Source organism: Tessaracoccus palaemonis (assembly GCF_019316905.1).
Classification (GTDB): Bacteria; Actinomycetota; Actinomycetes; order Propionibacteriales; family Propionibacteriaceae; genus Arachnia; species Arachnia palaemonis.
On sequence record NZ_CP079216.1, the window covers coordinates 1,213,077 to 1,237,725 of the forward strand.

Annotated in this window: 26 protein-coding genes; 23 read left to right on the forward strand and 3 right to left on the reverse strand. The window is 70.9% G+C overall.

Going from position 1 to position 24,649, the window contains the following annotated elements; genetic code table 11:
• The first annotated feature begins 36 nt into the window (after nucleotides 1–36).
• The 3 genes from pyrG to xerD are packed head-to-tail and all read left to right on the forward strand — an operon-like array spanning nucleotide 37 to nucleotide 3,216.
• Nucleotides 37–1,677, forward strand: coding sequence for a CTP synthase (pyrG, locus tag KDB89_RS05415; protein WP_219083825.1), 1,641 nt, complete (start codon nucleotides 37–39; stop codon nucleotides 1,675–1,677).
• Nucleotide 1,678: 1 nt separating this feature from the next.
• Complete coding sequence (locus KDB89_RS05420; RefSeq protein WP_255556246.1) at nucleotides 1,679–2,302, forward strand: NUDIX domain-containing protein; 624 nt, start codon at nucleotides 1,679–1,681, stop codon at nucleotides 2,300–2,302.
• Nucleotides 2,299–3,216 (forward strand): site-specific tyrosine recombinase XerD, encoded by a 918-nt coding sequence (xerD, locus tag KDB89_RS05425; RefSeq protein ID WP_219083826.1) that lies wholly within the window; start codon nucleotides 2,299–2,301, stop codon nucleotides 3,214–3,216. Before KDB89_RS05420 ends, xerD begins: the two co-directional genes overlap by 4 nt.
• A gap of 4 nt (nucleotides 3,217–3,220) precedes the next feature.
• Here the strand turns inward: xerD and KDB89_RS05430 are convergent, their stop codons facing one another.
• The gene (locus tag KDB89_RS05430) at nucleotides 3,221–4,513 is read right to left on the reverse strand and encodes a GNAT family N-acetyltransferase (RefSeq protein WP_219083827.1); all 1,293 of its coding nucleotides are present in this window, start codon (nucleotides 4,511–4,513) and stop codon (nucleotides 3,221–3,223) included.
• A gap of 80 nt (nucleotides 4,514–4,593) precedes the next feature.
• Here KDB89_RS05430 and KDB89_RS05435 point away from each other — a divergent pair, with 80 nt between their 5' ends.
• From KDB89_RS05435 to KDB89_RS05460, 6 genes are read left to right on the forward strand one after another with little or no spacing between them, the layout of a single operon-like run.
• Nucleotides 4,594–5,520, forward strand: coding sequence for a ParA family protein (locus KDB89_RS05435; RefSeq protein WP_219083828.1), 927 nt, complete (start codon nucleotides 4,594–4,596; stop codon nucleotides 5,518–5,520).
• Nucleotides 5,517–5,879, forward strand: a complete 363-nt coding sequence (locus tag KDB89_RS05440) for a hypothetical protein (protein WP_219083829.1) — start codon at nucleotides 5,517–5,519, stop codon at nucleotides 5,877–5,879. The genes KDB89_RS05435 and KDB89_RS05440 overlap by 4 nt, the downstream gene beginning before the upstream one ends.
• Nucleotides 5,876–6,658, forward strand: a complete 783-nt coding sequence (locus KDB89_RS05445; protein ID WP_219083830.1) for a segregation and condensation protein A — start codon at nucleotides 5,876–5,878, stop codon at nucleotides 6,656–6,658. The genes KDB89_RS05440 and KDB89_RS05445 overlap by 4 nt, the downstream gene beginning before the upstream one ends.
• Nucleotides 6,655–7,245: an SMC-Scp complex subunit ScpB gene (gene scpB, locus KDB89_RS05450; RefSeq protein ID WP_219083831.1), complete on the forward strand. Its 591-nt coding sequence runs from the start codon at nucleotides 6,655–6,657 to the stop codon at nucleotides 7,243–7,245. Before KDB89_RS05445 ends, scpB begins: the two co-directional genes overlap by 4 nt.
• Entirely contained in the window at nucleotides 7,238–7,975 is a 738-nt protein-coding gene (locus KDB89_RS05455; RefSeq protein WP_219083832.1) for a pseudouridine synthase, read from the forward strand. Before scpB ends, KDB89_RS05455 begins: the two co-directional genes overlap by 8 nt.
• A gap of 35 nt (nucleotides 7,976–8,010) precedes the next feature.
• A complete protein-coding gene (locus KDB89_RS05460) occupies nucleotides 8,011–9,036 on the forward strand; it encodes an FKBP-type peptidyl-prolyl cis-trans isomerase (RefSeq protein WP_255556247.1) in 1,026 nt (341 codons plus the stop codon).
• Here KDB89_RS05460 and gluQRS read toward each other — a convergent pair.
• The gene (gene gluQRS / locus KDB89_RS05465) at nucleotides 8,991–9,911 is read right to left on the reverse strand and encodes a tRNA glutamyl-Q(34) synthetase GluQRS (RefSeq protein WP_255556248.1); all 921 of its coding nucleotides are present in this window, start codon (nucleotides 9,909–9,911) and stop codon (nucleotides 8,991–8,993) included. The two genes, KDB89_RS05460 and gluQRS, sit on opposite strands and share 46 nt — an antisense overlap.
• Nucleotides 9,912–9,955: 44 nt before the next feature.
• Between gluQRS and KDB89_RS05470 the strand changes: the two genes are divergently transcribed.
• From KDB89_RS05470 to ilvC, 14 genes are all read left to right on the forward strand, one after another.
• Nucleotides 9,956–10,885 (forward strand): helix-turn-helix transcriptional regulator, encoded by a 930-nt coding sequence (locus tag KDB89_RS05470; protein ID WP_219083833.1) that lies wholly within the window; start codon nucleotides 9,956–9,958, stop codon nucleotides 10,883–10,885.
• The gene (locus KDB89_RS05475; protein WP_219083834.1) at nucleotides 10,882–11,814 is read left to right on the forward strand and encodes a helix-turn-helix transcriptional regulator; all 933 of its coding nucleotides are present in this window, start codon (nucleotides 10,882–10,884) and stop codon (nucleotides 11,812–11,814) included. Before KDB89_RS05470 ends, KDB89_RS05475 begins: the two co-directional genes overlap by 4 nt.
• Before the next feature lie 9 nt (nucleotides 11,815–11,823).
• Nucleotides 11,824–12,009, forward strand: coding sequence for a hypothetical protein (locus tag KDB89_RS05480; RefSeq protein ID WP_219083835.1), 186 nt, complete (start codon nucleotides 11,824–11,826; stop codon nucleotides 12,007–12,009).
• 91 nt (nucleotides 12,010–12,100) lie between these two features.
• Entirely contained in the window at nucleotides 12,101–12,319 is a 219-nt protein-coding gene (locus KDB89_RS05485; protein WP_219083836.1) for a Sec-independent protein translocase subunit TatA/TatB, read from the forward strand.
• 3 nt (nucleotides 12,320–12,322) lie between these two features.
• Nucleotides 12,323–13,198, forward strand: coding sequence for a twin-arginine translocase subunit TatC (tatC, locus tag KDB89_RS05490; protein WP_219083837.1), 876 nt, complete (start codon nucleotides 12,323–12,325; stop codon nucleotides 13,196–13,198).
• A complete protein-coding gene (locus KDB89_RS05495; protein WP_219083838.1) occupies nucleotides 13,195–14,109 on the forward strand; it encodes a diacylglycerol/lipid kinase family protein in 915 nt (304 codons plus the stop codon). The genes tatC and KDB89_RS05495 overlap by 4 nt, the downstream gene beginning before the upstream one ends.
• A gap of 78 nt (nucleotides 14,110–14,187) precedes the next feature.
• Complete coding sequence (locus KDB89_RS05500) at nucleotides 14,188–14,664, forward strand: hypothetical protein (protein ID WP_219083839.1); 477 nt, start codon at nucleotides 14,188–14,190, stop codon at nucleotides 14,662–14,664.
• 32 nt (nucleotides 14,665–14,696) lie between these two features.
• Nucleotides 14,697–17,435, forward strand: coding sequence for a DEAD/DEAH box helicase (locus KDB89_RS05505; protein WP_219084214.1), 2,739 nt, complete (start codon nucleotides 14,697–14,699; stop codon nucleotides 17,433–17,435).
• A gap of 19 nt (nucleotides 17,436–17,454) precedes the next feature.
• Nucleotides 17,455–18,216 (forward strand): imidazole glycerol phosphate synthase subunit HisF, encoded by a 762-nt coding sequence (gene hisF, locus KDB89_RS05510; RefSeq protein ID WP_219083840.1) that lies wholly within the window; start codon nucleotides 17,455–17,457, stop codon nucleotides 18,214–18,216.
• Nucleotides 18,217–18,229: 13 nt separating this feature from the next.
• A complete protein-coding gene (locus tag KDB89_RS05515; RefSeq protein WP_219083841.1) occupies nucleotides 18,230–18,622 on the forward strand; it encodes an HIT family protein in 393 nt (130 codons plus the stop codon).
• A gap of 117 nt (nucleotides 18,623–18,739) precedes the next feature.
• Nucleotides 18,740–19,246, forward strand: coding sequence for an aromatic ring-opening dioxygenase LigA (locus KDB89_RS05520; protein ID WP_219083842.1), 507 nt, complete (start codon nucleotides 18,740–18,742; stop codon nucleotides 19,244–19,246).
• Between the two features lie 249 nt (nucleotides 19,247–19,495).
• Nucleotides 19,496–21,238, forward strand: a complete 1,743-nt coding sequence (locus tag KDB89_RS05525; protein ID WP_439654870.1) for an acetolactate synthase large subunit — start codon at nucleotides 19,496–19,498, stop codon at nucleotides 21,236–21,238.
• Nucleotides 21,235–21,741, forward strand: coding sequence for an acetolactate synthase small subunit (ilvN, locus tag KDB89_RS05530; protein ID WP_219083843.1), 507 nt, complete (start codon nucleotides 21,235–21,237; stop codon nucleotides 21,739–21,741). Before KDB89_RS05525 ends, ilvN begins: the two co-directional genes overlap by 4 nt.
• A gap of 23 nt (nucleotides 21,742–21,764) precedes the next feature.
• Complete coding sequence (ilvC, locus tag KDB89_RS05535) at nucleotides 21,765–22,793, forward strand: ketol-acid reductoisomerase (protein WP_219083844.1); 1,029 nt, start codon at nucleotides 21,765–21,767, stop codon at nucleotides 22,791–22,793.
• 74 nt (nucleotides 22,794–22,867) lie between these two features.
• Here ilvC and ptsP read toward each other — a convergent pair whose 3' ends face one another.
• On the reverse strand, nucleotides 22,868–24,535 hold the full coding sequence (gene ptsP / locus KDB89_RS05540; protein WP_219083845.1) for a phosphoenolpyruvate--protein phosphotransferase: 1,668 nt from the start codon (nucleotides 24,533–24,535) through the stop codon (nucleotides 22,868–22,870).
• Nucleotides 24,536–24,649 lie beyond the last annotated feature (114 nt).

A 24,649-nucleotide genomic window follows, 5' to 3' on the forward strand; every position in this document is an offset into this window, starting at 1 on the left:
CACGAGATGGGCCCGCAGGCGGTACGCTGAAGTTCCGTGGATAGCTCCAAGGTCACCAAGCACATCTTCGTCACCGGCGGCGTCGTCAGCTCCCTGGGTAAGGGACTCACGGCCTCAAGCCTCGGCAGCCTGCTTATCGCTCGAGGCCTGAGGGTCACGATGCAGAAGCTGGACCCGTACCTCAACGTGGATCCCGGCACCATGAACCCCTTCCAGCACGGCGAGGTGTTCGTGACGGAGGACGGCGCAGAGACCGACCTCGACATCGGCCACTATGAGCGGTTCCTCGACGTGAACCTCTCCGCCAATGCCAACGTCACCACCGGTCAGGTGTACTCGACCGTCATCGCGAAGGAGCGCCGCGGCGAGTTCCTCGGCGACACCGTCCAGGTCATCCCGCACATCACGGGCGAGATCCGCGACCGGATGCTCGCGATGGGTACCGACGACGTCGACATCGTCATCCACGAGATCGGCGGCACCGTCGGCGACATCGAGTCGCTGCCCTTCCTCGAGGCCGCGCGCCAGGTGCGCCACGAGATCGGCCGCGAGAACGTCTTCTTCCTGCACGTCTCGCTCGTGCCGTTCATCAAGCCGTCCGGCGAGATGAAGACCAAGCCCACGCAGCACTCGGTGGCCGCCCTCCGCCAGGTCGGCATCCAGCCCGACGCGCTGGTGTGTCGCTCCGCGTTCGAGGTCAGCGCCTCCCTGAAGAAGAAGATCGCGCTGATGTGCGACGTCGACGTCGAGGCCGTCGTCTCCTGCGCCGACGCGCCCAGCATCTACGCCATCCCGAAGGTGCTGCACGCCGAGGGACTCGACGCCTACGTCGTGCGCCGCCTCGGCGTCCCGTTCCGCGACGTCAACTGGGACTCGTGGGACGACCTGCTCGAGCGCGTCGACTACCCGCGCGCCCAGGTCACCGTCGCGCTGGTCGGCAAGTACATCGACCTGCCCGACGCCTACCTGTCCGTCTCCGAGGCGCTGCGTGCCGGCGGCTTCGCGCACCGCGCCCGCGTCACGATCAAGTGGGTCCGCTCCGACGACTGCGACACCCCCGAGGGCGCGGCGCGCGAGCTGGGAGAGGTCGACGCCGTCTGCGTGCCCGGAGGCTTCGGCATCCGCGGCGTGGAGGGCAAGCTCGGCGCGCTGCGCTACGCCCGCGAGCACAGGATCCCGACTCTCGGACTCTGCCTCGGCCTGCAGTGCATGGTGATCGAGGCCGCCCGCAACCTCGCGGGCATCGAGGGAGCCGCCTCCAGCGAGTTCGACCCCGAGACCCCCGACCCCGTGATCGCGACCATGGCCGAGCAGGTCGAGATCGTCTCCGGCGGGGGAGACCTCGGCGGCTCGATGCGTCTCGGGTCCTACCCGGCCGAGCTCGTGCCCGGCTCCCAGGTCGCCCGCGCCTACGGTGCGACGACCGTCGAAGAACGCCACCGTCACCGCTACGAGGTCAACAACGCCTACCGTGGCCGCCTCGAGGAGGCCGGGCTGGTCATCTCCGGCACATCGCCCGACTCGTCGCTTGTCGAGTTCGTCGAGCTGCCCGCCGACGTCCACCCGTACTACGTCGCGACGCAGGCGCACCCCGAGCTGAAGTCGCGCCCGACCCGTCCGCACCCGCTGTTCGCCGGCCTGATCGGCGCCGCGCTGCAGCGCCGCGAGGGCAACTGACGTGCACGGCGACGACCTCGTCTCCTGGCCCGTCACCTCGCACGAGGTGCTCGCCACCGGCGCCGTGTCCAGCTTCGTCGAGGACGAGGTGACCACCCCCTCGGGCGAGTCGATGCGCCGCCAGTACCTCACCCACCCCGGCGCGGTCGCGATCGTCGCGTGGGACGAGAAGTCCGACGAGGTCGCCATCGTCCGCCAGTACCGCCACCCGGTCCGCATGGAGATGGTGGAGATCCCCGCCGGCCTGCTCGACGTCGACGGCGAGGACCACCTCGCCGCCGCGGCGCGCGAGCTGGCGGAGGAGGCAGAGCTGGCCGCCGACACCTGGAACGTGCTGGTCGACGTGTGCACCAGCCCGGGCGGCCTGGCGGAGAACCTGCGCGTCTACCTCGCGCGGGGCCTGCGGCCGGCCGAGCGGCCGGACGGGTTCGAGCTCGAGGGCGAGGAGGCGCACATGCTGCACACCTTCGTCCCGCGCGCCGAGCTGCTCGACGCCATCTTCGAGGGACGCTGCGGATCGCCCAGCCTCGCCGCCGGGCTGCTGTCGCTGGAGGCGGCCCGCCTCGGCGGCAGGCTCGAGACGCTCCGCCCCGGCGACGCCGACTGGCCGGCCCGCCGGGCATGAGCCAGGGGATCGGCGAGTCGATCGCCGACTACCTCAACCACGCCCGCGCCGAGCGGGGCCTCTCTGCCAACACCGTCGCGGCCTACCGACGCGACCTCGGCCGCTACCGCGACTTCCTCGCCTCCCGCGGCATCGGAACCCTCGCCGAGGTCACGCCCGTCGAGGTGACCGAGTTCGTGCGCGAGCTCGCGGTCGGGCGGGCCCCGGCCTCGGTCGCCCGGCACGTCGTCAGCGTCCGCAACCTCCACCAGTTCGTCGCGGAGGAGGGGCTCACGCCCACGGACCCGGCCGCCGACGTGTCGCCGCCCCGCCTGGAGCGACGCCTGCCGAAGGCGCTACCCGTCGACGTGGTGGCCGCGATCCTCGAGGCCCCGGACACCGACACCGTCGAGGGTCTCCGCGATGCCGCCCTGCTGGAGCTCCTCTACGGTACGGGCGCCCGCGTCTCGGAGGTCTGCGGACTCGACGTCGACGACCTCACCGACGCGCTCGACGGCCGCGACTCGGGGCTCAGGCTGCTCGGCAAGGGCGGTAAGGAACGCGCCGTGCCGCTGGGCAGCTACGCGGCCGCCGCCGTGCAGGCGTACCTCGTACGCGCCCGCCCGCAGCTCGCCGCGCACGCCGTCCGGCCGTCGCCTGCGCTGCTGCTCAACAGCCTGGGGCGCAGGCTCAGCCGGCAGAGCGCCTGGGCCGTCATCCAGCGGGCAGCGGCCGGCGCGGGGGTCACGCAGGACGTGTCGCCGCACTCGCTCAGGCACTCGTTCGCGACGCACCTGCTCGACGGGGGGGCCGACCTGCGCGTCGTGCAGGAGCTGCTCGGGCATTCGTCGGTCGCCACGACGCAGATCTACACGCTGGTCACGATCGAGCACCTGCGCGAGGTGCACGCGGCCGCGCACCCGCGGGCCCGCTGAGCTCTCAGAACCAGGACAGGTTCCTCGGCTGCCCGGTGCTGGAGAAGATCGTCGAGAACACCGCGAGGGCCTCGTCGTCGCCTGCCACGCGCCCCGCATCGACCATCGTCGACGGTGCCGTGCCGCCCAGCCAGAGGCCGGCCAGCGTGTCGACGCCGACCCTCACCTCGGGGGCCGCCGGATCGTCGGGCTCCGCCCGTGTGCAGACCGCGCGACCGTCGGCGACCTCCAGCAGCCAGCTGCCCGCGCAGAACCCCAGTTTGTCGTCCACCGTCAGGGTGATCGATCCGGCGCCCGCGAAGGAACGTCCGGCCGCGGCCGTCGGGAGGTCCAGGATCCGCAGCCACATGTGGTCGTGGGAACGGGTCATCCTGACCGCGCGTCGGTCGACCAGCGACCAGTCGAGCGAGTCGTCCGCGTTGGGCTGGTCATAGCTGAGCACGTCGATCAGGTCGATGCTGGCGAGCCCGCGCCACAGCGCCCTCTCCACGGCGGGATCCGCGGCGAGCACCATCCCGACCTCGGCAGTCATCGGAGGGTCGTCAAGCTGCCGAGGCGTGAAGGTGGCCAGCCCGTCGAGGGTGCCGTCGTCGTCGAAGTGCGCCAGGTGCCGCAGGGTGCTGGACGGGCCCTGGGCAGATGCGTCCCACTGGCCGGAGATGACCAGCACGTCGCCGTGCCCCGGAGCGACGGAGCCGTGGTGCCGGGCGCGGTGGGCCGCGAACAGGCCCGCCACCTGCTCCTTCACCGAGTTGGGCGCCACCAGCTCGAGCGTCCCGCCCGCCACCTCGACGCCCGGCCGGAACGCCAGCCGCCGGGTGTCCACGTCGATGTGCCGCCAGGAGTCGGCCGGGGCGAAGCCGAAGCGCCCGTAGATGCCGGCCTCGGAGGCGCTGAGCGCCGCCAGCGGCAGCCCGCGCTCGCGGGCCTCTCCGAGCGCCTCGACCATCAGGACCGTCAGGAGGCCGCGGCGACGGTGGCTGGCCCGCACGCCGATGGTCTCGATCGCCAGCACGCCGAGCTCGGCAGTGCCGGTGTTGACGACCCGGTCGGAGCTGTTGAACCCCGCGACCGGCACGCGCCCCTCCAGGCCGGGGCCCTCGGCCGTCACCATCCTGAGCCGCGCGCCGCCCGCCCGGCGGTGGTCGCGGAACACCCGCTGGCCGGCGTCGCCGGCGCGCGCGGCGAGCAGCGGCGAGCGGATCGTGTCGAGGAACTGCGCCCAGCGTGGGTCGTCGTCGGGAGTGTCGAGGGGCAGCGACTCGAGTCGGTACGGCTCATTCAGGGGGCTCGTCATGGCGCTCAGGCTACCGGCGGCACGCGCGGGCGCGCAGCACGGCATACTAAGGTCGGTGTGTTGCTGAGGCACGAGGAGGCATGGCTGTGGCGGAGGACTCATTGTTCGAGACCCCGAGGTTCGAGGTACCCGAGAACGGATCGACGACGCTGGTGGAGACCGGCGACCTCGGGCCCACCGGACGTCCCCTGCCAACCTTCCCCCAGCCCGGCCCGCCCGCCCCGGGGCCGAAGCGCGCCGTCATCATCTCGATGTGCAACCAGAAGGGCGGCGTCGGCAAGACGACCACCACCATCAACCTGGGCGCCGCGATCGCCGAGACCGGCCGCCGGGTCCTGCTGGTGGACTTCGACCCCCAGGGCTCGCTGTCGGTCGGCCTGGGCGTCAACCCCCACACGCTCGAGAAGTCCATCTACAACCTGCTGCTGAGCCGTGACTACACGCCGCAGGAGGTCATCCGGCACTCCAACGTCGATGGCCTCGACATCCTGCCGAGCAACATCGACCTGTCCGCCGCCGAGGTGCAGCTCGTCAGCGAGGTGGCCCGCGAGCAGACCCTGACCCGCGTGCTGAAGCAGCTGCGCGGCGACTACGACTACATCCTCGTCGACTGCGCGCCGAGCCTCGGCCTGCTGACCATCAACGCGCTGACTGCCAGCGACTACGTGATCATGCCGCTCGAGTGCGAGTTCTTCGCCCTGCGCGGCATCGCCCTGCTGACCGACACCATCTCCAAGGTTCAGGACCGGCTCAACCCCGACCTGATGACCCTCGGCATCCTCGGCACCATGTACGACGCCCGGACGCTGCACACGCGAGAGGTCCTCGAGCGTGTCGTGCAGGCCTTCGGCGACGACGTGTTCCACACCGTCATCCGCCGCACCATCAAGTTCCCCGAGACCACCGTCGCCGGGGAGCCGATCACCACCTACGCCACCTCCTCCCCGGGCGCCGACGCCTACCGTCAGCTCGCCCGCGAGGTGCTCCTGCGGGTCGGCGACCAGTGAACCGACGCGCCTCGTTGCCCGGAGCCAACGAGCTGTTCCGGCCGACGAAGAACCCCGCGCCCATCCCGGAGCCGGCCGTCGAGCCGGGGCCCGACAACGCTGCGGCGTCCTCCGCCGGGCGCGGCGCGGCCGGCAACGGTCCGGCGTCCGGCCGGGTCAGGCACGACCACAAGATCACCGTGTACTTCAGCGAGGAGGAACTTCTCGCGCTGGAGGACGCCAACCTCGAGCTGCGGCGTACGCACGGCATCCGCGTCGACAGGGGCCGGATCGTGCGGGTCGCCGTGGCGCAGGCGCTCGCCGACCTGCAGGCCAACGGCGCCGCCGCCTTCCTCGTGAGCGAGCTCGACGAGCAGTGAGCGAGTTCGCGGTCCGGCTGAGCAACTTCGAGGGCCCCTTCGACCTGCTGCTCACCCTGATCTCGCGCCGGGAACTCGACGTGACCGAGGTCGCGCTCAGCCAGGTCACCGACGAGTTCATCGCCTTTGTCCGCGCCGGCGGTGAGGTGTGGGACCTTGAGAAGACCAGCTCCTTCCTCGTCGTCGCCGCCACCCTGCTCGACCTGAAGGCCGCCAGGCTGCTGCCGGGGGGAGAGGTCGACGACGCGGAGGACGTGGCGGCCCTCGAGGCCCGCGACCTGCTTTTCGCCCGGCTGCTGCAGTACCGCGCCTTCAAGGAGGTCGCCGCCTGGCTGCAGGCGACGATCGAGGACGCCTCCTCGACCCACTGGCGCCCCGGCGGCCTCGAGGAGCAGTTCGCCTCCGTCATGCCCGAGGTCGAGTTGCGCATCACGCCCGCCGACCTCGCACGCCTCGCCGCCGCCGCGATGGCCCCGCCGCCCGCCGTGGAACTGACGCACCTGCATGGCAGCACGGTGTCCCTGAGCGAGCAGGTCGGCCTCGTCGCCGAGCGGCTCCGACGCGACGGCACCAGCACCTTCCGCGCGCTGATCACCGGCTGCGACCGGCTCACGACAGTCGTCAGGTTCCTGGCGATCCTGGAGCTGTTCCGCGCCCAGCAGATCTCGCTGGACCAGGTCGAGCCGCTGGCCGACCTCACCGTCGCGTGGACGGCCGGCGACGCCGACACCGCCGACGTGACAGACGACTACGACGCAGCCCCGAGCGAGGACCCATGAGCATCACCCCAGCGCTGGAGGCCATGCTGCTCATGGCCACGGACTCCGTCACCGTCGCCGACCTCGCCGCCGCACTCGACGTCCCCGAGGCGGAGGTCACCGCGGCCCTGGATGACAGCGCGGCCTTCTACGAGGAGCACGGCAGGGGCATCCGGCTGCTGCGGGTCGCCGGCGGCTGGCGCTTCGCCGCCGACCCGTCGCTCGCGCCCGTTCTCGAGAGCTGGCTCGTCGCCGACCAGCGCAGCCGGCTGAGCCAGGCCGCCCTCGAGACGCTCGCCGTCATCGCCTACCTGCAGCCGGTCTCGCGGGGCCGGGTGGCAGGGGTGCGCGGCGTCAACGTCGACGGCGTGGTCCGGACGCTGCTGCTCCGCGGCCTCATCAGCGAGCAGGGCGAGGATCCCGTGACCGGGGCCATGACGTTCGTCACCACGCCGCTGTTCCTGCAGAAGCTCGGGCTCGACTCGCTGTCCGAACTGCCCGATCTGGCGCCACTGCTCCCCGACGCCGTAGCCTTGGAGGCTGAGCTGGGCCAGCTCGCCGCCGAGAGGGCGCCGGGAACCCCGGCCGAGGAGGACACCCATGAGTGAAGAGACAGAGGGCGTGCGCCTGCAGAAGGTGCTAGCCGCCGCCGGCGTCGCGTCCCGACGCGCCAGCGAGATCCTGATCGAGGAAGGCCGGGTCGAGGTCAACGGCCAGGTCGTCACGGAGCAGGGCCGCCGCGTCAACCCCGACCGCGACCAGATCCGCGTCGACGGATCCCGCATCCCGCCGCCGCGCCGCCACCAGTACCTGGTGCTCAACAAGCCCCGCGGCGTCGTGTCGACCATGGACGACCCCGAGGGCCGCCCCACACTGTCCGAGTACCTGCCCCGGACCGCGCAGCGACTGTTCCACGTCGGACGACTCGACACTGACACCGAGGGCATCATCATCCTCACCAACGACGGCGAGTTCGCGCACCGCCTGGCCCACCCCAGCTACGAGGTGCCGAAGACCTACTTCGTGCAGGCGGCCGGCGTGATGGACAACCACGCCGTCAAGCGACTCGCCAAGGGGGTCCGCCTCGACGACGGACCCGTCAAGCCCGACAAGGTCAAGCTGATCAGCCGCGGCAAGGACGCCACCCTGCTGGAGATCACCATCCACTCCGGCCGCAACCGCGTGGTGCGCCGCATGATGGACACCGTCGGCCACCCCGTCGACCGGCTCGGCCGCACCGGCATCGGACCCGTCCGGCTGGGCAACCTGCCCGCCGGGGAGGTCCGCGAACTGACCCGCGAGGAGCTCGGCGCCCTGCTGGACGTGGTGGGCCTGTGACGGGCCCCACAGGTCGCTGGGCTACCATTCCCCGCGTGACTGTTTCCCCCGCCACGCTGCGTCGCGCCCTGCTGGGCGTCACCGCGGCCTCCATGATCGCCCTGTCCGCCTGCTCGACGACGACCACGGACTCGACGTCCTCCGCCTCGCCCAGCGTGTCGGAGAGCGCGAGCGCGAGCGCCAGCCCCAGCGAGTCGGCCAGCCCCACGGTCTCCGTCAGCCCGTCCGCGGACCTGAGCGCCATCACCGTCAGCGACGAGGACACGCCCGTCATCACGTTCGACGCCCCGTGGGCCATCAGCTCCACGCAGACGAAGGTGCTGCGCGAGGGCGGCTCGCAGATCGTCGGAGACACGGCGACCGTCACCGTCAACTACGTCGGCGTCAACGGCCGCACGGGCGAGATCTTCGACAGCTCCTACGAGCGCGGCGAGAGCACCTCGTTCCCGCTCGACCAGGTCATCACCGGCTTCAAGACCGGCCTGGCCGGCCAGACCGTCGGATCCCGCGTCCTGATCGGCATCCCCAGCGAGGACGGCTACCCGGACGGCACCTCGACCGGCACCATCGAGGCCGGCGACTCGCTGCTGTTCGTCGTCGACATCCTGAGCTCCAGCTTCGACGAGGCCACCGGCACCGCCGTCGACCCGGTCGACGGCCTCCCGACGGTCACCATGACCGACGACGGCCCGACGATCGCCATCGCGGACGGCGACAAGGCGCCCTCCAAGCTCGTCTCCCAGAACCTGATCAAGGGCCCCGGTGCCAAGGTGAAGGAGGACTCGACCGTCACGGTCAAGTACCGCTCGTGGAACTACGCCGACCCCGACACGATCTTCGAGGACGCGTGGACCTCTCAGACCGGTGAGCTCGCGAACCTGATCGACGGCTGGAAGGAGGGCCTGGTGGGTAAGACCGCCGGCTCCCGCGTCCTGCTCGTCGTGCCGCCGGCGCAGGCCTACCCTGACGGCCTGCCGAGCGCCACCCCGTCGCTCGCGGCCGGCCAGACGCTGGTCTACGTCATCGACATCCTGGATGTCGCCGAGACGGCGACGAGCTGACCCCCGTCCCACATCGCACCGGAGAAGAAGCGCTGATCGCCAGGCATGGCGGCCAGCGCTTCTTCCGTCGTGCGGCAGGGGCCCAGCCCGAGCGAGGCGGTGAGCATCGCGAGCACGTCCTCAGAGGTGCGGGGCGAGAGGTCGCCGAGCGTCACCGACCCGTCGCGCTTGGCCAGCCGCTCGCCGCGGGCGTTGGTCACGAGCCCGACGTGCGCGTAGGCGGCCGGGGTGCCGCCCAGCGCCCGCGTCAGCCAGGCCTGCCGAGGGGCGGAGCTGAGGAGGTCGGCCCCGCGGGTGATGTGCGTGACGCCCATCGCGATGTCGTCGACAACGACCGCCAGGTTGTAGGCGTACTGCCCGTCGCCGCGCACGAGCACGAAGTCGTCGACGGTGCCCGTCACCTCCCCGGCGTGCGCGTCCAGCACGGTGCAGGTGGCTCCGCCGGCGTCGACGCGCAGCGCAGCGGGCCGGGTCGCGCGCTTCGCCGCCCATTGTGCCTCAGTCAGGTCCCGGCACGTCCCGGGATAGGGGCGGTACCCGTCGCCATGCGGGGCGGAGGCCGCCTCCGCGATCTCCCGGCGAGTGCAGTAGCACTCGTAGGTCGGCAGCCGTGCCACCGCGTCGCGGTAGGCCGCCAGGCGCTCCGACTGGCGCACGACTCCGCCATCCCAGTCGAGCCCCAGGGAGTGGAGGTCGGCCAGCTGACGCTCCTCGACCCCCTCGGCGGCGCGGACGCGTGCAGTGTCGAGGTCCTCGACCCGCATGAGCCACTGCCCGCCGGCCGCCTTCGCCAGCAGCCAGCCCGCGAGCGCCGTGCGGAGGTTGCCGAGGTGCAGATCGGAGGTCGGGCTCGGCGCGTAGCGGTCCACATGCATGGCCCCCATCATGCCGTCACACGGCACCCGCTACCCTGAGCCCCATGTCAGCTAGGAAGTCGGAGCGGCTGGTCAATCTGCTCATCGCGCTGCTCAGCACCCGCCGCTACCTCACCCGCGCGGAGCTGCGCAGCATGGTCGAGGCGTACCGGGACAGCACAGATCAGGCCTTCGAGCGCCAGTTCGAGAGGGACAAGCAGGAGCTGCGCGGTCTGGGCATCGAGATCGAGACCGGCTCCAACGAGGTCTTCTTCGAGGACGAGGAGCACGGTTACCGCATCAACCGGGCGACGTTCGAGCTCCCCGAGATCTCCTTCACGCCCGAGGAGCTGGCGGCGCTGGCGCTCGCCGGCCAGGTGTGGCAGGACACGCTGGCGGCCGACCACACCGCACGCGCCTTCGAGGCGCTGCGGGCCGGGGGAGCCGACCCCGACCCCTCGCTCGTGCCGTCGGTCCGCCCGCACCTCGACGTCCGCGAGCGGGACTTCGAGGTCGTCTACGGCGCCGCGCTCGACCGCAGGGAGGTCACGTTCGGCTACGGGGGGCGGGACCGCAGGCTGCAGCCCTGGATGCTGCTGCAGCGCCGCGGGCGCTGGTATGTCTTCGGCTACGACCTCGACAAGGAGGCGGACCGGTTCTTCAAGCTCGCCCGCTTCACGAGCCCGGCCGTGGCCGTCGGCAAGGCCGGAGCCTTCGACGTGCCCACGGACGCCCGGGAGCAATCCGCCCGACTCACTCCCGTCGATGCGGCGGCCGCACTGGTCGCCGTGCGCGACGGTGCGGCCGCCCCGCCGGGGGCCGAGCCGGCGGACGGCGCCGCGGCGCCCGAGGGGTACTCCGCGTGGCGGATGCGTGGCATCGACGGGCGGGCGCTGGTGGGGGAGATCCTCGCCGCCGCTCCCGACGTGCTGGTCCTCGACCCGCCCGACCTGAGGGATCAGGTCATCGTGGCGCTGACGAGGGCCGCGGCATGAGGGCACAGGCGCAGCTGTCGCGGCTGCTCAGGCTGGTGCCGTACCTGGCCGCGCATCAGGGCATCGAGGTCGCGGCCGTCGCCCTGGCCTTCGACACGACCGAGAAGCAGATCATCAACGACCTCGAGGTGCTGCAGTTCTGCGGCCTGCCGGGAGGCTACTGGGATGACCTCTTCGACGTCGACATCGAGACCGTCCGCGACGAGGGGCACATCGAGTTCCGCAACGCCGACGTGCTCTCCCGGCCGTTGCGGCTGCGGCCCGACGAGGCCGCCAGCCTGCTGGCGGCGATGCAGCTCGTGGTGGACGTGGCCGGCACATCGGACGCGGCGAGCAGCGCGCTCGCGAAGCTGCGCGCCGCCGTCGGGCATGAGGCCGAGAGGGTGAGCGTGACCGTCGCGCCGACGGACCCCGGGCAGCGCGCGGCCCTGGCCGCCGCCATCGACGCACGAAGAGTCGTCCAGGTGGAGTACCTCACGTTCGGCAGGCCGGGCACGAGCGTCGCCTCGGTCGAACCCGTCGAGCTGCGCCTGGTCGACGGCTACCCGTACCTGGAGGCGTGGAGCCGCCTGCGCGGGGCGTGGCGGAGCTTCCGGCTCGACCGGCTGGTCAGCGTCACGGTCACGGACGAGAGCTACACGCCGCGTGAGGATCCCCGGCCCGCGTGGTTCGACGGCGCCCGCGAGTTGACGCTCACCGTCACTCCGGCCGCCGCCTGGATCGCGGAATACTACCCCACGACGCGCGTGGCGGCACTCGAGGGTGGGCTTCTCAGCATCACCTTCCCTGTCGCCTCGCCCGCCTGGGCCTCGGCGCTGCTGCTGCGGCTGGGCGACGACGTCGTCGACGTGTCGGACCCCGACGCCAGGGCCGCAGCTGCGGACCGGGCGCGTCTTGCGCTCGACGCCTACCGCACTGTGCTGGGGTAGGGTGACGCCGTGGTGTGGATCGTGATCGTCGCTCTCCTGGCAGTGGCCGGGGCCGTCGTGCTCGTCGTGTACGCGCTGGGGCTCCGGCACCGCGCCGAGGGCCTGAAGGCGGAGATCGACGTCACCTCGGGCCGGATCCGCGAGATCGCGGGGCTGCTCGGCTCCGTCGAGATCGCCTCTCTGCGCCGCGACTAGACTTGGCCCGCCACCGAACGCGACGGTATCGGCCGTCGGACGAGAAGGGACGCCCGCACATGCGCGCAACGACGAAGACAGGGGAACGCTGATGCCCGGCGGTTGGGAATGGATCATCATCCTGGTGGTGGCGCTGCTGCTGTTCGGCGGCTCGCGGCTGGCGGGCCTCGGCAAGGGGGTCGGCCGCTCGATCCGGGAGTTCAAGGAGGAGGTCAAGTCCTCCGACGCGGAGCAGAAGCCCGAGGTCGTCGACGCGGAGATCGTGCAGCCGGAGATCGACGACAAGGACGAGCGCAAGGATCAGAACTGATCCATGGCTGGGACGCAGGCGACGACCTCTGAGGAGGCGGGCGGGTCCCGTCGACTCGGGTGGCTGCGCCCGCCGGACGGCGGCCCCGAGGGGAGGATGTCGCTCTACGACCACCTGCGCGAGCTCCGCTACCGCGTGACGATCTCGATCGGCGGGATCGTGCTCGGCGCTCTGCTTTGCATCTTCTTCTACGAGGCGCTCATCGACTTCTTCCTCGCGCCCTGGAACAAGGCCCGCGCGGTGCTCGAGGCGAACGGAGCGACCACCGAGATCGTGAACACCGGCGTCACCCAGCCGTTCACGCTCGCCGTGCTCGTCTGCGTCCTCGGCGGCGTGGCCATCTCCGCGCCCATCTGGCTGTGGCAGATCTGGGCCTTCGTCGCGCCCGGTCTGGTTGCCAAGGAGAAGAAGTACGCCCTTGCCTTCGTCGGGGTGTCGCTTCCGCTGTTCTTCGCGGGGGCCGCGCTCGGCTACTACATCTGGCCGACCGGCATCCAGGTCCTGCTCGGCTTCACTCCCGAGAACCAGGGCATCACGAACCTGCTCGACATGGCGAACTTCCTCGCCATGGAGATCAAGGTCATGCTCGTGTTCGGCGCGGCCTTCCTGCTTCCCGTCGTGGTCGTCGGGCTGAACCTCGCCGGTGTCGTGCGTGGCTACATGCTCAAGAAGGCGCGCAAGATGGTGGTCTTCGGCTCTGTCGTGCTGGCCGCCGTCGCCACGCCGACGACCGACCCGTTCTCGATGCTGGCGCTGGCGGTGCCCGTGACGGTCATGTTCCTGATCGCCGAGGCCATCTGCCGCGTATGGGACAGGAAGCGCGGCATCACCGAGGAGACCGCCACGGAGTTCTCGGTCGACCTTGAGGACGGCAGGTGAGCGGAACCGTCGCCAGGCGACGGCTGATCACGGTCGTCTGCAACAGGGAGTCCGGCGGTGGCCGCGCCGGGCGCGTGCTGCCGAAGGTCGTCGCCCGGCTGCACGAGGGCATCACCGACGCCGAACTGCACGTCGTGGCCTCCAGCACCTACGAGGAGGCCCGCGACCTGACGCGGGCCGCCGCGCTGACCGCGCAGCCCGGCGATGTCGTCGCCGTGATGGGCGGCGACGGCATGGCCCACCTCGGGTTGAACGCCTGTGCCCGCACCGACGCGACCCTGGCCGTCATCCCCGCGGGCACCGGCAACGACTTCGCCCGCGGGGCCGGGATCCCCGGCTCGATCCGCGAGGCGGTCGAGGCGCTGGTTCGAGGCCGCACGCGCGTGATCGACCTCTCCCACCTGACCAACGCCGAGGGGGACCGCTACATCGGAGCGGTGGTCTCCAGCGGCTACGACGCCCGCGTCAACCGGGCCACCAACGACATCCGGCTGCGGCTCGGCGCGCTGAGCTACGGCTACATCGCGCTGCGTGAGCTCGCCGCCTTCTCGCCCCTGTCCTACCGCGTCACCATCGACGGCGAGCCCCGCGAGTTCGAGGCGATGCTCGTGGCGGTGGCGAACCTCGGACTGTTCGGCGGGGGGATGCGGGTCGCGCCCGACTTCGACGCGGAGGACGGCCTGCTCGACGTCACGATCATCCATGCGGCGTCTCGCGCCAAGCTGCTGCGCCTGCTGCCCACCATGTACTCCGGGAAGTTCGTCACCGATCCCGTCGTCGAGAGGCTCCGCGCCCGCCGGGTCGAGGTCGACGGCGACGGCCTGTTCGTCATGGGCGACGGCGAGGAGATGGGCAGCGTGCCGGCCGTCGTGAAGATCGCGCCCCGGGCGCTGCGCGTCCTCGTCGCCTGATCCGCCCCCTGCCCCGCCTCGTCGTACTCCCCGGGGTGAACCCGGCGGCGGGTAGCGTGCATCGCAAGCCCTGGGGAGGTGAGCGTGATGACGATTCCAGGCACGCAAGTCGGCGTGAACCGGAGGACGATGCTCGGTGCGGTCTGGGCGGCCCCCGTCGTGGTGGCCGTGAGCACGCTACCCGCATTCGCCGCGAGTGGTGACTACCTGTCGGATGTCACCATCGTGATCGACGGTCTCTCCGACCTCAGAGAGGGTGGCACGGCCGGCCCGCTCGAGAGTTCGGGCGGGCATTTCCTCTACACCGGGCCCCCCGGCGACAGCGTCACGGTCTACTACAGCATCTCACTCAAGGCACCAAACGGCGACGTCACGATCTACGCTGAGGACGTGGAAGCCGTCCTGCTCGCCAACACGAACTACCCGTTCGACAAGCAACTCCTGGTCTCGAAGGAGGACATCCAGCTCGGCACCTACACGCTGACCGTCGAGCTGACCGACGAGACCGGAACGCAATCGATCTCCAACTCGCGCGACATCACGATCGTTGCCTGACGGGGCGCTGCTACGTTGAAGGTGTGACTGAGCTGCCTGAAGGGGTGCGTGAGTTCGCTGCGCTCTACCCCTACCACCTGGACGACTACCAGCTGGAGGCATGCCGGGAACTCGACGAGGGCAGGGGCGTGCTCGTTGCGGCCCCCACCGGGGCCGGAAAGACCGTGGTGGGCGAGTTCGCGGTCCACCTGGCGGTGCAGGACTCGCGCAAGTGCTTCTACACCACGCCCATCAAGGCGCTGTCGAACCAGAAGTACCACGACCTCGTCGAGCGGTACGGCCCCGACCGTGTCGGCCTGCTGACCGGCGACACCTCGGTCAACGCCGAGGCCCAGGTCGTCGTCATGACCACCGAGGTGCTGCGCAACATGATCTACGCGCAGTCTCCGACCCTGAACAACCTCGGCTTCGTGGTGATGGACGAGGTGCACTACCTCGCCGACCGCTTCCGCGGCCCCGTGTGGGAGGAGGTCATTCTCGGACTCGCCGAGTCGGTGGCCATCGTCGCGCTGTCTGCGACCGTGAGCAACGTCGAAGACTTCGGCGAGTGGCTGCGCACGGTCAGGGGCGACTTCGCCGTCGTCGTCTCGGAGCGTCGCCCCGTGCCGCTGTTCCAGCACGTGCTCGTGGGGCGGCGGCTGGTCGACCTGTTCGACGGCGTGGCCCCCACCGCGAGCGAGCTGCCCGCGGAGCGCGCGGCCCGTGTGAACCGGGAGCTGCTGAAGGTCTCGCGGGAGGAGTCCGGCCGGGTGCGCGACGACTCGCGCCGCGCCCGGGGGCGCTCCGGCAGGGGGAGGCCGGGGCAGCGGTCCAGCTACGGGGACCAGCCAGCCCAACGGTTCGCCGCTCGCCAGCCCGGCCGCGGAGAGGTCGCCATCGTGCTCGAGCGGGCGCGCCTGCTCCCCGCGATCTACTTCATCTTCTCCCGCGTCGGGTGCGACGCCGCGGTGCGCCAGGTGGCCGACGCCGGCACTGTGCTGACGAACAGGGCGGAGGCGGTGCTGCTGGGCGACATCGCCGACCGGCATGTCGCCGGGCTCGGCGAGGCGGACCTCCGCGCACTGGACTACGAGCGGTTCCGCGACGCCCTGATGGCCGGCGTCGCAGCCCACCACGCCGGACAGCTGCCCGCCTTCAAGGCGATCATCGAGGAGGGTTTCGCCACCGGCGCCCTCAAGCTCGTCTTCGCCACCGAGACCCTGGCACTCGGCATCAACATGCCGGCACGCACCGTCGTGCTGGAGAAGCTCGTGAAGTTCAACGGCGAGGCCCACGTCGACATCACGCCGGGGGAGTACACGCAGTTCACCGGCCGGGCCGGTCGCCGGGGCATCGACGTCGAGGGCCACGCCGTCGTCCTGTGGCGCTCCGGCATGGACCCCCGCGCCGTCGCCGGCCTGGCCTCGCGGCGCACCTACCCGCTGCGCTCCAGCTTCGCGCCCAGCTACAACATGGCCGTCAACCTGATGGCCACGCTCGGTCGGGACCGGGCGCGGGAGCTTCTCAACCAGTCCTTCGCGCAGTTCCAGACGGACAAGTCCGTCGTCCAGGCGGCACGCGCGGGACGCGGCCTCAAGGTGGACCTGGCCGGCGAGTACGCGGCGGTCGAGTGCCACCTCGGCGACTTCATGGAGTACGCCCGCCTGCGCGACGAGGTCTCCCGGCTGGAGGCCGCGGCGTCGAAGGACCGGCGTCGCGAGCAGGCCGAGCAGGTCTCCGACTCGATGACGAAGCTGCTCCCCGGCGACATCGTGCACCTGGACCGGCAGGGTTGGTCCGTCGTCCTGCGCGTCGGCCAGAAGGCGCAGCGTGGGGCCGAGCCGTGGGTCCAGACCATCTCGGCCGACCACACGGTCCTCAAGCTGCAGCCGCACGACCTGCGCGGCCCACTGACGCCCGTCGGCCGGGTCCGGGTGCCGCGCGACTTCTCGCTGCGCGACCGGAAGTCGCGCCGGTCGCTGCTCCAGTCGATGTCGGAGCGGATCGAGGAGAGGGACCCGCAGGTCCCGGACGTCGCGGCCCCGTCGGACGAGGCCGTCGCGCGCAGGATCGCCGAGCTGCGGCGCGAGCTGAAGCGCCACCCGTGTCACGACTGCCCGGACCGGGAGACGCACGCCGTGCACGCGGCCCGCATCATCCGGCTCGAGCGGGAGGCTGAGCGCGTCGAGCGGGAGACGACCGGCCGGGCCAACTCCCTGGCCGTGCAGTTCGACCGCGTGTGCGCCGTGCTCGACGAGCTCGGCTATCTCGACGGCGACGACCTCACGGACGCCGGCCGCATGCTGAGGCGCATCTACAACGAGCTCGACCTCGTCGCCGCGGAGTGCGTCCGCCGCGATGTCTTCACCGGCCTCGATGCCCCGCAGCTCGCAGCCGTCCTCTCGACGCTGCTCTACGAGTCGAGGCCCAGCCGAGATTCGGTGCCGCCCCGGATGCCGGACCGGCCGAGCGAGCAGGCCCAGTCCGCGCTCCGGGCGACCTGGCGGGAGGTGGGTCAGGTCGAGCGCAGCCACCGACGCGACCGTGGGCGCGAGCCCGATATCGGCTTCGCCGAGGCCGCGTGGCGCTGGGCGAGCGGGCAGGAATTGGCGAAGGTGCTCGCCACCACCGACCTGTCCGCCGGCGACTTCGTCCGCTGGGTACGGCAGGTCATCGATCTGGCCGGCCAGCTCGCCAGCGCCGCCGGTCCGGGCGACCTGCGGCGGACGGCCCACGCGGTGCAGGACGCCATGCGCCGTGGCGTCGTCGCGGTGGAGCTGGAGGAGGACTGAGGGGCGCTAGCCTGAGCATGTGAGTGTTGCGCTGCGTGTCATCCCCTGCCTCGACGTCCACGACGGCCGCGTCGTCAAGGGGGTCAACTTCACGAACCTGCGCGATGCCGGCGACCCGGTCGAGCTGGCCGCCCGGTACTCGGCCGAGGGGGCCGACGAGCTGACGTTCCTCGACATCTCCGCCTCCTCGGACGGCCGGGCCACCACGCGCGAGATGGTCGCGCGCTGCGCCGAGACCGTCTTCATCCCGCTGACGGTCGGCGGAGGTGTCCGGTCCGTGGCCGATGTCGACCTGCTGCTGCGCTCCGGCGCGGACAAGGTGGGCATCAACACCGGCGCGCTGGCGCGGCCCGCGGCCATCGACGAGATCTCGCGCGCCTTCGGCGACCAGGTGCTCGTCCTCTCGGTCGACGCGCGCCGCGAGCCGGGCATGCCGTCAGGCTTCGGGGTCACGACTCACGGCGGGCGCCGCTCGGCCGGCCTCGACGCGCTGGCGTGGGTGCGGGAAGCGTGTGACCGCGGCGTGGGGGAGATCCTGCTGAACTCCATGGACGCCGACGGCACCACCGACGGGTTCGACATCGAGATGATCTCCGCCGTGCGCGCGATCGCCGACGTCCCTCTGATCGCGTCGGGGGGCGCGGGCACCGTCGAGCACTTCGTGGCCGCGGCCGCCGCCGGCGCCGACGCGGTGCTCGCCGCCAGCGTATTCCACTACGGCACACTCACGATCGACCAGGTCAAGGCCGGGCTGCGCGACGCCGGCTTCACCGTCCGCTGACAGAAGGAGAACCATGGACTGCCTGTTCTGCGCCATCGTCGCCGGAGACATCGGCTCGAAGCGCGTCTACGAGGATGAGGCGTGCTTCGCCTTCCTCGACATCAACCCCTGGCAGGTCGGGCACACGCTGGTGATCCCGCGGAGGCACGTCGTCGACGCGCTCGCCGACGATGAGGTGCTCGTCGAACTTGGCCCGTCCGTGGCCCGCGTCGGCAGGCTGCTGAAGGAACGGCTCGGCGCGGACGCGGTCAACATCGTGTCCAACGCGGGCGCCGCCTCCGGGCAGGAGGTGTTCCACGCCCACGTGCACGTCCTGCCGCGCTGGGCGGACAACCCCGGCGTGGCACACATGAAGACCGAGGTGACAGAACCCCTCGACGAGGTCTGGCGTCGCATCGTCGGGTGACGTATTTCGAAGCTCACCGAAATTGGTGCCGCGTTTCAGTTCCCCAGGAGCCCGAGACCGTCTACATTGTCTCCTACGAGAGGTAGGACAGCCTCACCGAAGAAAGGGACCCTCACCATGAAGGCCACCAAGACCGTCGGCATCATCTCGATCGTCGCCGGCATCGTTCTGCTTATCGCCGGCGCCCTGACGTACGGCATGGTCAGCTCCCAGCTGGCCGCAGAGAAGATCACCGTCCCCGCCGACGCCACGTTCATGGGCGGCGCCTTCGCCGGCAAGCCGGTCTCCGGGCCGCTCTCGGCGTACGCGCAGGCTGACATCATCAACCACCACGCCATGGCCGCCTCCGAAGGCAAGACCTACTCGGAGCTCGGGGCCCTGGCCACCGCGGCCAAGGAGGCCGGTGACACCGAGCTGGCGGACCAGTACACCGCCACCCGTACGACGGTCATGAATGCCTCCTTCCTCCGTGCGTCGCTGTTCACCTCCGTGGTCGCCTTCGGCGTCGCGGCGCTCGTCATGGGTCTCGGCATCCTGTTCGGCCTCATCGGCTGGGCCCTGACCCGCGTCGGTGCCCCCGTTGCGGCCGTCGTCGAGCGTGACGTGGTCGTCGACCGTTCGTGACTCCTCGCATCTGAGACGGCGCCCGGGTTCCCCGCCCGGGCGCCGTCTTACATTTCGGATGAGGCCTCGCAAGTGCTTGACACCCGGTTCGTGCCAAGGGAAGGTGGACCCATGTTCACCGGACGACTCGTAGTCATCAGGTAGCGCTTCGCGAAGCACATCACGAAGCGCACCCTCGTCTGCCTTGAAGGCAACGAGGGTTTTTTCTTGACAAGCACAATGGGTCGCAGCCAGGAGAAGGGAGAGGCAATGGCGCAGGACAGTGGTCAACTCTTGACGGGGGCCCAGGCACTCGTCGCATCGCTCGAGAAGATGGGCGTCGACGTAGCGTTCGGGATCCCGGGGGGCGCGATCCTGCCGGCCTACGACCCGCTCTTCGACTCCAGCATCCGGCACATCCTCGTGCGGCACGAGCAGGGCGCCGGGCACGCGGCCGAGGGCTACGCGATGAGCTCCGGGCGGGTCGGCGTCTGCATAGCGACCTCCGGTCCCGGTGCGACGAATCTCGTCACCCCGCTGGCGAACGCCTACATGGACTCGACCCCGCTCGTGGCGATCACCGGCCAGGTGAACAGCACCTCCATCGGCACGGACGCCTTCCAGGAGGCCGACATCCGCGGCATCACGATGCCGATCACCAAGCACAGCTTCCTGATCAAGGAGACCGCGGACATCCCGCTGGCCGTCAAGGAGGCGTTCCACATCGCCGCCACAGGACGGCCCGGACCGGTGCTCGTCGACATCGCCAAGGACGCTCTGGTGGCCAAGGCGCCCTTCGTCTGGCCCACCGAACTCGACCTGCCCGGCTACAAGCCGACGTTTCGACCCCATACGCGCCAGATCCGCGCCGCTGCGCGGATGATCGCTCAGGCCGAGCGCCCCGTGCTGTACGTCGGAGGCGGAGTCGCCTCCTCGCGCTCACAGGACGAGCTGGCCGAGTTCGTCGAGAAGACGCGCATCCCCGTCGTCACTACGCTGATGGCGCGCGGCGTCTTCCCCGACAGCCACGAGCTGAACCTCGGGATGCCGGGCATGCACGGCACGGTCGCCGCGGTGGGAGCTCTCCAGAAGGCGGACCTGATCATCGCCCTGGCGACGCGCTTCGACGACCGGGTCACCGGCAGGCTCGACAGCTTCGCGCCGCTGGCCAAGATCATCCACGCTGACGTCGACCCGGCCGAGATCGGCAAGAACGTCGCCGTCGACATCCCCATCGTGGGCGACATCAAGGAGACGCTGCGGCAGCTCATCGTCGCGATCGAGGCCTACGACGCCCCCGACTGCGACGCGTGGCGCCGCCTGCTTACCGGGATGAAGGATCGCTACCAGCCGCGTTGGGAGGAGATCCCGGACGGCAGGCTCTCCCCGCAGGAGGTCATCCAGCGGATCGGGCAGCTCAGCCCCGCCGACACCATCTACGCGGCGGGTGTCGGCCAGCACCAGATGTGGGCAGCTCACTTCCTGCCCCACGAGAGGCCGGGTCGCTGGCTCAACTCCGGCGGCGCGGGGACCATGGGGTTCTGCGTCCCGGCCGCGATGGGTGCGAAGGTGGCAAACCCTGACTCCACGGTGTGGGGGATCGACGGTGACGGCTGCTTCCAGATGACGAACCAGGAGCTCGTCACCTGCGCGCTCAACAACATCCCGATCAAGATCGCCGTGATCAACAACAATGCGCTCGGCATGGTCCGGCAGTGGCAGTCCCTCTTCTATGAGGGCCGCTATTCGAACACCGACCTGATGACCGAGAACCTCCCCAACTTCCCGATGCTGGCCGAGGCGATGGGCTGTGTCGGCCTCCGCGCCACCAACGAGGAGGAGATGGACGAGGCGATCGGTCGGGCGCTCGAGATCGACGACCGTCCGGTCGTCATCGAGTTCGTCGTCCACAAGGACGCGATGGTGTGGCCGATGGTGGCCGCAGGCGTCAGCAACGACGAGATCCGCGTGGCCAGGGACATGGCCCCGCAGTGGGAGGAGGAGGACCTGTGACCGCTACCCATACCCTGTCCATCCTGGTCGCGGACCATCCTGGAGTCCTGACCCGCATCGCAGCGCTGTTCTCGCGTCGCGGGTTCAACATCCAGTCGCTGGCCGTCGGACCGACCGAGCGGGAGGGGGTCTCCCGCATGACTGTGGTCGCCCAGGTGGCCGACGACGCGGCCCTCGAGCAGATCGTCAAGCAGCTGAACAAGCTGATCGAGGTCCGCAAGGTGCTCGAGCTCGGCACCCAGGCCGTGCACCGCGAGATGGTGCTCGTCAAGGTCCACGCGGACGTGCACACCCGATCCCAGGTGATCGACGTCGTGAGCCTGTTCCGCGGCAAGGCCGTGGATGTGTCCTCGGAGACCATCACGATCGAGGCGACGGGCAGCGACGACAAGTTGGCGGCGTTGCTGGAGATGCTCCGCCCCCACGGGATCATCGAACTCGTCCAGTCCGGCCAGGTCGCCCTGGGCCGCGGCACCAAGACCCTCACCGAAAAAGCCAAGTAACCCAACCAAGGAAGACCACACCCATGGCAGAAATGTTCTACGACAACGACGCAGACCTCTCGATCATCCAGGGCCGCTCCGTCGCCGTCATCGGCTACGGGTCGCAGGGTCACGCGCACGCTCTCAGCCTGCGCGACTCGGGCGTCGACGTCCGCGTCGGCCTGCGTCCGGGCTCGAAGTCGGTCGCGAAGGCCGAGGCCGAGGGCCTGCGCGTCCTCCCCGTCGCCGAGGCCGTCGAAGAGGCCGACCTCATCATGATCCTCGCCCCCGACCAGGTGCAGCGGACCCTCTACACGGAGGAGATCGAGCCCCACCTCGCCCCCGGCGACGCGCTGTTCTTCGCGCACGGCTTCAACATCCGCTTCGGCTACATCACCCCGCCCGAGGGCGTCGACGTCTGCATGGTCGCCCCCAAGGGTCCCGGCCACCTCGTCCGTCGCGAGTACGAGAACGGCCGCGGGGTCCCCGCGATCGTCGCCGTCGAGGTCGACGCGACCGGCAACGCCTGGCCGCTGGTCCTCTCCTACGCCAAGGCCATCGGCGCCCTGCGCGCCGGCGGCATCAAGTCCACCTTCACCGAGGAGACCGAGACCGACCTGTTCGGCGAGCAGGCCGTGCTCTGCGGCGGCGTCTCCGCGCTGATCCAGTCGGGCTTCGAGACCCTGACCGAGGCCGGCTACCAGCCGGAGGTCGCCTACTTCGAGTGCCTCCACGAGCTCAAGCTCATCGTCGACCTGATGTACGAGGGCGGCATCGCCAAGCAGCGCTGGTCGATCTCCGACACCGCGGAGTTCGGCGACTACGTCTCCGGCCCGCGCGTCATCGACGCCCAGGTCAAGGCCCACATGAAGGACGTCCTCACCGACATCCAGACCGGCGCCTTTGCGACCCGCTTCATCGAGGACCAGGACGCCGGCGCGCCCGAGTTCAAGCGGCTCCGCGCCGAAGGCGAGGCGCACCCGATCGAGGCCACCGGCCGCGAGCTCCGCAAGCTCATGAGCTGGGTCGAGACCAGGGACGCCGACTACACCGAGGGCTCCGTCGGTCGCTGAGCGAACCCCCGACCAACTGCGACGGCCGGGCCGGTCCCTGAGGGGGCCGGCCCGGCCGTTTCGCGTGGAGGGGATCAGCGAAGCAGGCCCTCGGCCACCTCGCGGGCCTCGACGTCGCTGCGCGCCTCGACGACGCGGGCGGCGGCGCTTCGGCACTGCTCGAGCGTGACCTTGCCGAGGCGCACCCCGACCGTGGGGATCGCCGAGTAGGCCATGGACAGCGACGTGATCCCCATGCCGGTCAGGACGCAGGCCAGCAGGGGGTCGGCCGCGGCCTCGCCGCAGACCCCGACCGGCTTCCCGGCCCTCATGCCGGCCGCCGAGGTGCGGGCGATCAGCCGGAGCACGGCCGGCTGCCAGGCCGTGGTGAGCGACGCCAGGTCGCCGGAGGTCCGGTCGGCGGCCATGGTGTACTGCGTCAGGTCGTTGGTGCCGATCGAGAAGAAGTCGACCACCTGGAGGAACTCCTCGGCCATCAGCGCGACCGCCGGCACCTCGACCATGATCCCGGGCACCAGGCCACGCTCCCGGCACTGCGCGGCGAACTCCGCGGCCTCGTCGACGGTGGCGACCATGGGGGCCATCACGTGCGGATCGACGGCTCCGGCGTCGTGGGCGGCGCGGGCGATCGCGTCGAGCTGGCGCGTCATCAACTCTGGGTTGTGCGAAGCGAGCCGGATGCCCCGCACGCCGAGCGCCGGGTTGTCCTCCTGCGCGTGGTGCACGAAGGGAACAGGCTTGTCGGAGCCGGCGTCGAGCGTGCGGACAACCACCTTGCGGCCGGCGAAGGCGGCGAACACCTCGGCGTACAGGCCGGCCTGCTCCTCGAGCGTCGGCTGGGTCTGCGCGGTGAGGAAGCAGAGCTCCGTACGGAACAGCCCGACCCCCTCCGCTGCGGACTCGGCGGCCGCGGCGCGGGCGCCGGCCCCGTCCTGCACGTTGGCCAGCAGGCGGATCGCCGCTCCGTCGCGAGTGGCCGCCGGGCCGCGCCAGGCGCGGATCTCGGCTCTCAACGCGCCGTCCTGTGCGACGAGCTCCGCCGCCTCGTCGGGGTCGGGGGAGCGGGTAACGACACCGTGGGCACCGTCGACGAGCACCTGTTCCCCGTCGCCGATGTCGCCGAGCGACCCGGCCGCGACGATGCAGGGGATGCCGAGCTGGCGGGCGATGATCGCCGTGTGGCTGGTGGGGCCCCCGCGGCGGGTGACGATCGCCAGCACCACCGACGGGTCCAGCCCCGCGGTGTCGGCGGGGGCGAGGTCGTCGGCCAGCAGCACGACGGGGTGCGTCGGCCGGGGGACGCCGGGCTCGGGGAGGCCCATCAGCTCCGCGACGACGCGGGCACGGATGTCCGCGAGGTCGGTCGTCCGCTCGGCCATCCGTCCGCCGAGCTGAGCGAGCTGCTCGATGAAGCCGCCGATGGCGACGGTGGTGGCCGTCTCGGCGGTGGCTCCCTGCCGGATGCCACGGGCGGCCGGCCGGACCCAGCCGCGGTCCCTCGCGAGGGCGGCCGAGGCCTCCATCACCTCCGCCGCGGCACCCTCGGCGGCCTCGGCGCGGGCGGCGAACCGGCCGGCGACGACCTCGACGGCCGCCTGGAACCGTGCCTCCTCGGCCCCGCGGCCGTCCTCGGGGACGATGCCCCCGGCCGGGGGAGCGACGGGGGCGGGGCGCGTCCAGGCCACCTGCCCGTAGGCGAATCCTTCGACGACGCCTGTTCCGTGCACCGTGTTGGCGACCATCTGACCTCCTGAGAGCGCTCTAGTCCATCGTCGCGACTGGGACCACGCTAGTCAACGTAGGGGGAGATCGGGTACCTGGGCCGCTCAGTACACTTCTCGGCGAAACCGGGAGGA

Excerpts from the sequence above, each read along its gene's own strand:
- xerD (WP_219083826.1), top strand. The coding sequence starts at position 2,299 with ATGAGCCAGGGGATCGGCGAGTCGATCGCCGACTACCTCAACCACGCC.
- KDB89_RS05430 (WP_219083827.1), bottom strand. The coding sequence starts at position 4,513 with ATGACGAGCCCCCTGAATGAGCCGTACCGACTCGAGTCGCTGCCCCTC.
- KDB89_RS05435 (WP_219083828.1), top strand. The coding sequence starts at position 4,594 with ATGGCTGTGGCGGAGGACTCATTGTTCGAGACCCCGAGGTTCGAGGTA.
- scpB (WP_219083831.1), top strand. The coding sequence starts at position 6,655 with ATGAGCATCACCCCAGCGCTGGAGGCCATGCTGCTCATGGCCACGGAC.
- KDB89_RS05455 (WP_219083832.1), top strand. The coding sequence starts at position 7,238 with ATGAGTGAAGAGACAGAGGGCGTGCGCCTGCAGAAGGTGCTAGCCGCC.
- gluQRS (WP_255556248.1), bottom strand. The coding sequence starts at position 9,911 with ATGCATGTGGACCGCTACGCGCCGAGCCCGACCTCCGATCTGCACCTC.
- KDB89_RS05470 (WP_219083833.1), top strand. The coding sequence starts at position 9,956 with ATGTCAGCTAGGAAGTCGGAGCGGCTGGTCAATCTGCTCATCGCGCTG.
- KDB89_RS05475 (WP_219083834.1), top strand. The coding sequence starts at position 10,882 with ATGAGGGCACAGGCGCAGCTGTCGCGGCTGCTCAGGCTGGTGCCGTAC.
- KDB89_RS05485 (WP_219083836.1), top strand. The coding sequence starts at position 12,101 with ATGCCCGGCGGTTGGGAATGGATCATCATCCTGGTGGTGGCGCTGCTG.
- tatC (WP_219083837.1), top strand. The coding sequence starts at position 12,323 with ATGGCTGGGACGCAGGCGACGACCTCTGAGGAGGCGGGCGGGTCCCGT.
- KDB89_RS05515 (WP_219083841.1), top strand. The coding sequence starts at position 18,230 with ATGGACTGCCTGTTCTGCGCCATCGTCGCCGGAGACATCGGCTCGAAG.
- KDB89_RS05520 (WP_219083842.1), top strand. The coding sequence starts at position 18,740 with ATGAAGGCCACCAAGACCGTCGGCATCATCTCGATCGTCGCCGGCATC.
- KDB89_RS05525 (WP_439654870.1), top strand. The coding sequence starts at position 19,496 with ATGGCGCAGGACAGTGGTCAACTCTTGACGGGGGCCCAGGCACTCGTC.
- ilvC (WP_219083844.1), top strand. The coding sequence starts at position 21,765 with ATGGCAGAAATGTTCTACGACAACGACGCAGACCTCTCGATCATCCAG.
- ptsP (WP_219083845.1), bottom strand. The coding sequence starts at position 24,535 with ATGGTCGCCAACACGGTGCACGGAACAGGCGTCGTCGAAGGATTCGCC.